At 73.3% G+C, this 6,031-nt stretch carries 9 protein-coding genes; 7 read left to right on the forward strand and 2 right to left on the reverse strand.

What is annotated here, in order from left to right; genetic code table 11:
• Positions 1 to 7: 7 nt before the first annotated feature.
• The 4 genes from CCN29_RS08815 to CCN29_RS08830 all read left to right on the forward strand — a co-directional run bounded on the left by CCN29_RS08815 (position 8) and on the right by CCN29_RS08830 (position 2,830).
• A complete protein-coding gene (locus CCN29_RS08815; protein WP_006131703.1) occupies positions 8 to 544 on the forward strand; it encodes a cysteine hydrolase family protein in 537 nt (178 codons plus the stop codon).
• A 42-nt stretch (positions 545 to 586) separates the two neighbouring features.
• Entirely contained in the window at positions 587 to 1,375 is a 789-nt protein-coding gene (locus tag CCN29_RS08820) for a nucleotidyltransferase domain-containing protein (RefSeq protein ID WP_086680873.1), read from the forward strand.
• A 97-nt stretch (positions 1,376 to 1,472) separates the two neighbouring features.
• Complete coding sequence (locus CCN29_RS08825; RefSeq protein WP_031063090.1) at positions 1,473 to 2,252, forward strand: hypothetical protein; 780 nt, start codon at positions 1,473 to 1,475, stop codon at positions 2,250 to 2,252.
• Between the two features lie 125 nt (positions 2,253 to 2,377).
• A complete protein-coding gene (locus CCN29_RS08830; protein WP_228730930.1) occupies positions 2,378 to 2,830 on the forward strand; it encodes a hypothetical protein in 453 nt (150 codons plus the stop codon).
• A 79-nt stretch (positions 2,831 to 2,909) separates the two neighbouring features.
• On the opposite strand, the gene CCN29_RS08835 is transcribed toward CCN29_RS08830, so the two are convergent.
• A complete protein-coding gene (locus CCN29_RS08835) occupies positions 2,910 to 3,284 on the reverse strand; it encodes a peptidase M23 (RefSeq protein ID WP_228730929.1) in 375 nt (124 codons plus the stop codon).
• 242 nt (positions 3,285 to 3,526) lie between these two features.
• Here CCN29_RS08835 and CCN29_RS08840 point away from each other — a divergent pair, with 242 nt between their 5' ends.
• The 3 genes from CCN29_RS08840 to CCN29_RS08850 all read left to right on the forward strand — a co-directional run bounded on the left by CCN29_RS08840 (position 3,527) and on the right by CCN29_RS08850 (position 4,822).
• The gene (locus tag CCN29_RS08840; protein WP_006131698.1) at positions 3,527 to 3,955 is read left to right on the forward strand and encodes a VOC family protein; all 429 of its coding nucleotides are present in this window, start codon (positions 3,527 to 3,529) and stop codon (positions 3,953 to 3,955) included.
• Positions 3,956 to 4,133: 178 nt separating this feature from the next.
• Positions 4,134 to 4,424: an aldo/keto reductase gene (locus CCN29_RS08845; RefSeq protein WP_086680880.1), complete on the forward strand. Its 291-nt coding sequence runs from the start codon at positions 4,134 to 4,136 to the stop codon at positions 4,422 to 4,424.
• 50 nt (positions 4,425 to 4,474) lie between these two features.
• Positions 4,475 to 4,822, forward strand: a complete 348-nt coding sequence (locus tag CCN29_RS08850) for a VOC family protein (protein ID WP_086680882.1) — start codon at positions 4,475 to 4,477, stop codon at positions 4,820 to 4,822.
• On the opposite strand, the gene CCN29_RS08855 is transcribed toward CCN29_RS08850, so the two are convergent.
• Complete coding sequence (locus tag CCN29_RS08855) at positions 4,809 to 6,029, reverse strand: MFS transporter (RefSeq protein WP_442538280.1); 1,221 nt, start codon at positions 6,027 to 6,029, stop codon at positions 4,809 to 4,811. The two genes, CCN29_RS08850 and CCN29_RS08855, sit on opposite strands and share 14 nt — an antisense overlap.
• Between the last annotated feature and the right edge of the window lie 2 nt (positions 6,030 to 6,031).

Below are 6,031 nucleotides of genomic sequence, written 5' to 3' on the forward strand. Positions count from 1 at the left end.
TGGACGCATGGGCAAGACCGCGCTGACCGTCATCGACATGATCAACACCTATGACCACCCGGACGCCGACCAGCTGCTCCCGTCCGCCGAACGGGTGGTCCCGGTGATCTCCCGGCTGCTGGAGCGGGCGCGACGGCGGGACGCGCCGGTGATCTACGTCAACGACAACTTCGGCGAGTGGCGCTCCCACCACGGCGAACTGCTTGATAAGGCGCTGGCAGGACCGCACGCCCACCTGGTCGAGCCGCTGGTGCCGGACGAGTCGTCGCTCTTCGTGGTCAAGGCCCGGCACTCGATCTTCTTCGAGACCCCGCTCAGCTATCTGCTCACCCAGCAGGGCATCGACCAGCTGGTGCTGTGCGGGCAGGTGACCGAGCAGTGCGTGCTGTACTCCTCGCTCGACGCGCACATCCGGCACTTCGAGGTGACCGTCCCCCGGGACGCCGTCGCGCACATCCACGAGGACCTGGCGGACGCCGCCCTGCGCATGATGGAACGCAACATGGGCGCACGGGTGTGCGACAGCGACGACCTGTGGGCATGACCCGGCCCCCCTGCCCGGGCGGGGCGGGGTGACACTGGGGGCATGAGCCGTCCCTCCCTCCCGCCGCCGGAACTGCGCCCGTACCTGGAGGAGCTGGTCCGCCGCACCTCCGCCGTCTGCGGCGACCGTCTGGTGAGCGTCCTCGCCGTCGGCTCGCTCGCCCTCGGCGACTACCGCCACGGGCGCAGCGACGTCGACGTGACGGTCGTGGTGGACCCCGCGCTGCCACGCGCGGACCTGTCCACGCTGGCCCGTACGCTGGCCCACCCCGAGCTGCCCTGCCCCGCCGCCGGCCTCGAACTGGTCGTCTACGGCGCCGACTTCGCCGCCCGCCCGTCCGGTGACGCGGGCTACCTGCTCGACCTCAACACCGGGCCGTCCCTGCCCGAACGCGCCGCGTACGACCCCGTGGAGGGGCCGGCCTTCTGGTACGTCATCGACCGGTCCGTCGCCCACCAGGCGGGCCTGCCGCTGTACGGCGCGCCGGCGCGGGACGTGATCGCCGCCCCGGACCGGCCCACGGTGCTCGCCGCGCTCCGCGCCTCCGTGCGGGAACACGCCGACGGAGAAGGCCATCTGGCCGACAACCGAGTGCTCAACGGCTGCCGCGCCACCGTCCACTGCCGTACCGGGCACTGGTTCGCCAAGCGCAGGGCGGGCGAGATCGTCGCCGCGTCCGAGCCGGCCTTCGCGCCCCTCGTCACCCGGGCGCTGGACAGCTTCGAACGCCCCCGTGCGGAGGCGGCGGTGCTGCCCGCCGACGAGGTGCGGGCGTTCCTGGCCTGGGTGGCCGCGCGGGTGGAGGAGGCGGCCTCGGCCGCGGGGGTCTGAGCGGGGCCGGACGGGGCGTGGCGAGGGCCCCCGCGGAAGCGGAACCGCCGCCTACAATTCCGGTGGTCGACCGGGGGACGGGGAAGCGGGAGCCGCCATGGAAACGATCATCGTGCAGTTACCCGGACCCGAGGGGCCCGCGGGTCCCGAGGGGAACGCGGCGAGCAGGCCGCGGCTGCTGCATCTCGCCCCCGGTGACGTGGCCGACTTCGGGCGCGGACTGCCCGGCGGCGAGGACGTGGCGATCGAGCTTCCCGACCCGGGGATCTCCCGCCGCGCCGGACGGCTGGAGGCGGCCGGGGACTACTGGCGGCTGTCCAACTTCAGCCGCACCGTGTCCTACGCCGTGGAGAACCTGGAGGGCGCGGGCGAGTACCTCACCGTCGCCCCGGGACGGCTCGGCGCGCCCGTGCCGTTCGAGTTCTCCCGGGTGGTGCTGCCCGCCCTGCACCACCCCGTCACCTTCAAGGTGTTCGCGCCGCAACACGCCTACCTGGGCGAGCAGTCCGCCGACGGCCTCGGCGAACAGACCGTGCACCCCTTCGCCCTGGACCCGACCGCGAAGTACTTCCTCGTCCTGGTCGCCCTGTGCGAACCCCGGCTCCGGGACCCCTCGGACACCGCCCTGCCCGGCGTCGGCGAGATCGTCGACCGGCTGCGCCCGCTGGAGTCCTGCCGGGGCCTGACCCGCTCCGCGGTCAACTACCACATCGACTACCTCGCCCACACCAAGCTGCGCCTGGACCCGGGGGAGGACGGCGCCGCCCCCGACGGCAGCCGCACCGGCGCCAAACGCGCCCGCCTCGCCTCCGTCGCCCTGCGCTTCGGACTGGTACGCGAGGACCATCTCGCGCTGCTGCCGCGCACGCGCCCCTGACAACTGTCAGGTACCGGCGCCGCCCTGACGGCCCGTACGGTCACGGCGAGTGGCCGGCGCCCCCTGACCGAGGGCGCCGGCCGTGAACGCCGTACGACACCACGAACCAACGGGAAAGAGGAAGAATGAGCCGCCGATCGCTCACAACTCTGCTGGCCGCGGGGGGCGCAGCCGCGGTGATGGCGCTCCTGCCGACGTCCGCCGTCCACGCCGCGTCGTTCTCGGGCGGCAACTACGGTGCCTACGCCAGAGAGGGGCAGTACCCCACGGTCTCGGGCTGTGCCGGGACCTTCCGCCAGATCGGAGCCACCAGGACCTTCGAGGGCATGGCGCTGAAGTACTACTACTCCGACGCGTGCGGCTCCTTCGCGCGCATCGAGAACGCGCGCACCAACTGCGCTGCGGTGCTGGAGCGTTCCAACAGCGGGACGGGCCGCGCCGACGGCTGGGTCTCCGAGACCGTGGACTCCGGCCTCACCTACGCCTACACGAAGATCGGGAACAACCTCGACGGGCGGGTGTCCCGCGCGATCCTCGCCTGTGACGGGCACGCGCTGGTGAACACCGGCTGGTACTGAGCCGTCGCGGCTCCCGACACGCACCGCCGAGGGGCGGGCCGGATCACCGGCCCGCCCCTTCCCCCGTGGCGCGCGGACGTCAGCAGTCGGGCACGCCCTCGATCTTCTGCCCGCCCCGCAGATACAGGTTGTTCACGAAGGCGATGTCGCTGCCGGAGAACTCCTGCACCGCGGTCCACCAGTTGTTGGTGCCCACGTCCGGGTCGGTGACCGTGTCGCCCTGCGTCTGGCAGACGGCGTCCAGCCAGTACTGCGAGCGGACGGCGAGGCGGGGGGCGGACACCGACGGCTGCTGCCGGAGGTTGACGTCCGTGGCCCAGATGTACACGTCGGTGAGCGTCGGGTCCCCGCCGGCCGGGGCCGCGGGCGTGGCCTGGGCGGTGGCGGTGAGCCCGCCGAAGGCCAGGGCGGCCGCCGTGAGCAGGGTGAGGTGACGGCGCGTCTGTCGTTTCATGGTCATTCAATCCCCGTGATGTCGATGTTGTGCTGTTGTGCCACTGTAGGGAGACGACGGACCCGGGTGTCCCTGACAACTGTCAGGACGGGGGCGGGACTTCGGCACCCGGCGTCCCCGGGCCGGAAATCCGCTCGACGCGCGCGCCGGCCATGCCCTAACGTGCCGTGCGCGGCATCGCGTGCCGGTCACCGGCCGGGTGAGGCATGGAGGCGCCGCGGATGCCTGTGGAGGCATTGACCTTGTCCGTCGAGTTCAACCACACCATCGTTCTCACTCCCGACCGGGAGACGTCCGCCCGCTTCGTCGCGGAGATCCTGGGCCTCGAGCCCGGACCGCCCGCCGGGATGTTCCTCCCGGTGACCACCGCCAACGGCGTCACCCTCGACTTCGCCACCGTCGACATCGACATCCCTGTGCAGCACTACGCGTTCCTCGTCTCCGAGGACGAGTTCGACGCGATCCTCGCCCGGCTCGTCGCCGCCCGGGTCCCCCTCCAGGCCGACCCGCACGGCCGGCACCCGCGCCGCATCAACCGCAACGACGGCGGACGCGGCGTGTACTTCCGCGACCCGGCGGGCCATGGCCTGGAGGTCCTCACCCGCCCCTACGGCACCGACCCGGACTCGCCCTTGAACGGCGTGACGGAGGAGATCCCCGGCGCGGTCTGACGCGGCCCGACAGCCCCCGAAACCCACCTGAAGGAGTCACCCGCCGTGGAGCGGAACAGGCCCGGCAGGAGCGACGTGCACGTCACGGAACTGGGCTTCGGGGGCGGCCCGCTCGGCGAGCTGTACCCGCGTCGGTCCTCAACTCCGGCGTCCTCGCCACGCCCGCCCGTCCGCCGGCGTGACCTACGACTACGCGCCCGCCGACCCCCGGACGCCGGAGCGGGCCCGGCGCCTGGCCGCCGTCTGCGAGGCGCACGGCGTGCCCCTCCCGGCCGCGGCGATGCGGTTCCCGCTGCACCGTCCCGCCGTCGCGGGCGTCGTCGTCGGGATGCGGTCCGCCGACGAGGTGCGGCGCAACGCCGAGGCCTACGACACGACGATCCCGGCGGAGCTGTGGGCGGACCTGCGGAGCGAGGGGCTGCTGGACACGCGGGCGCCCGTACCCGCCCCGCCGGCGGACGTTCCGTAGTAGACCTGGAGGGGCCCGCAAGCCGGAGCCGTACCCGCAGGGAGCCGTCGATGACCGTCCGCCGTGTCGTGCCGAACCTCCACTCCGAGGCCGTGGGGAAGAACCGCGCGTTCTACGGTCTCCTGGGCTTCGAGGAGGTCATGAACCACGGCTGGATCATGACGCTCGCCTCACCGTCCAGCCCGACGGCGCAGGTGAGCGTGATGACCGCCGACAGGACGGCGCCGGTCGACCCCGATCTGAGCGTCGAGGTGGACGACGTCGACGCGGTGTACGAGACCGTCCGTGACAGCGGCGCGGAGATCGTCCACCCGCTCCGGGACGAGGAGTGGGGCGTACGCCGCTTCTTCGTCCGCGACCCGGACGGCCGCGTGGTGAACGTCCTCAGCCACCGCTGAGCCGGCTCCCCGCCCCCGCCTCCTCGTCCCGGTGCGCCTCGTCGAGGTGGCGGGGGAGCAGCAGCGGGGTGGCCAGCAGCACGGCGCCCGCGAGCGCGATGGCGGTGCGGGGGCCGGTGAGGCTCGCCAGCAGGCCCCAGAGCGCGGTCAGCGCGGCGATGGACGCCTTGCCGGTCGCCGACCACGCCGACAGCGTGCGGACGACCCGGTCCGCCGGGGTCCGCTCCAGCCGGCGCGTCGCGAACACCGGGTTGAACACGCCGATGCTCGTGATCAGCCCGAACTCGACCACCATCACCAGGGTCAGCCCCGCCACGCCCGGCCCCACGAACGCCAGCCCGATCGGCCAGCATGCCCGCAGCGTCCCCGCCACCCGCAGCACCCGCCGCGGCCCGAACCGCGCCACCAGCCGCCGCGACAGCCGCGCGCCGACCAGCCCGCCCAGACACGGCACCGCGAAGGCCAGCCCGTACTGCCACGGAGCGAAGCCCAGCGGGCCCACCATCAGCACGATCAGCAACGGCGACGACGCCATGATCAGGCCGTTGACCAGCACCGTGTTGAAGAACAGCGGACGCAGCTCCCGGCTGCGCAGGATGTACCGCCACCCGTCGAGCAGATCGCCGGCCCGCAGCCGCGGCCGTCGGTCCGGCCGCCCGGGACGCCGCTCGCCACCGCCCGCCGCGCCCAGCGCACCGGCCGACAGCAGATAGCTCACGGCGTCCGCGACCACCGTCGTCAGCGGCCCGAACACCCCCATCGCCGCCCCGCCCAGCGGCGGCCCGAGCATGGTCGCGGTCCAGTTCGTCGACTCCAGCCGCCCGTTCGCGCGCAGCAGCTCCTCCCGCGGGACGACGTCCTTCACATACGCGCCGACCGCCGCCTGGAACGTGATGTCGGCCGCCGCCACCGTCACGGACACCGCCAGCAGCTGCGCCACGGTGAGCGCGTCCACGGCGTACGCGAGGGGCACGCTGAGCAGCACCGCGCACCGGAGCAGATCCGTCGCGATCATCACCGGGCGTTTGCGGCGGTACTCCACCCAGGGCCCGAGCGGCACCGACAGCACCGCCCCGACCGCCGGCCCCACCGCCGCCAGCAGCGACACCTCCGCCGGGCCGGCGTCCAGCACCAGCAGGGCGATCAGCGCGAACGCGTCCAACGCGAACCGCGTACCGAAGGTGGACACCCCGTACGCCGCCCACACCC

Source organism: Streptomyces pseudogriseolus (genome assembly GCA_002154585.1).
GTDB classification, from domain to species: Bacteria; Actinomycetota; Actinomycetes; order Streptomycetales; family Streptomycetaceae; genus Streptomyces; species Streptomyces pseudogriseolus.

Excerpts from the sequence above, each read along its gene's own strand:
- CCN29_RS08815 (WP_006131703.1), top strand. The coding sequence starts at position 8 with ATGGGCAAGACCGCGCTGACCGTCATCGACATGATCAACACCTATGAC.
- CCN29_RS08820 (WP_086680873.1), top strand. The coding sequence starts at position 587 with ATGAGCCGTCCCTCCCTCCCGCCGCCGGAACTGCGCCCGTACCTGGAG.
- CCN29_RS08825 (WP_031063090.1), top strand. The coding sequence starts at position 1,473 with ATGGAAACGATCATCGTGCAGTTACCCGGACCCGAGGGGCCCGCGGGT.
- CCN29_RS08830 (WP_228730930.1), top strand. The coding sequence starts at position 2,378 with ATGAGCCGCCGATCGCTCACAACTCTGCTGGCCGCGGGGGGCGCAGCC.
- CCN29_RS08835 (WP_228730929.1), bottom strand. The coding sequence starts at position 3,284 with ATGAAACGACAGACGCGCCGTCACCTCACCCTGCTCACGGCGGCCGCC.
- CCN29_RS08850 (WP_086680882.1), top strand. The coding sequence starts at position 4,475 with ATGACCGTCCGCCGTGTCGTGCCGAACCTCCACTCCGAGGCCGTGGGG.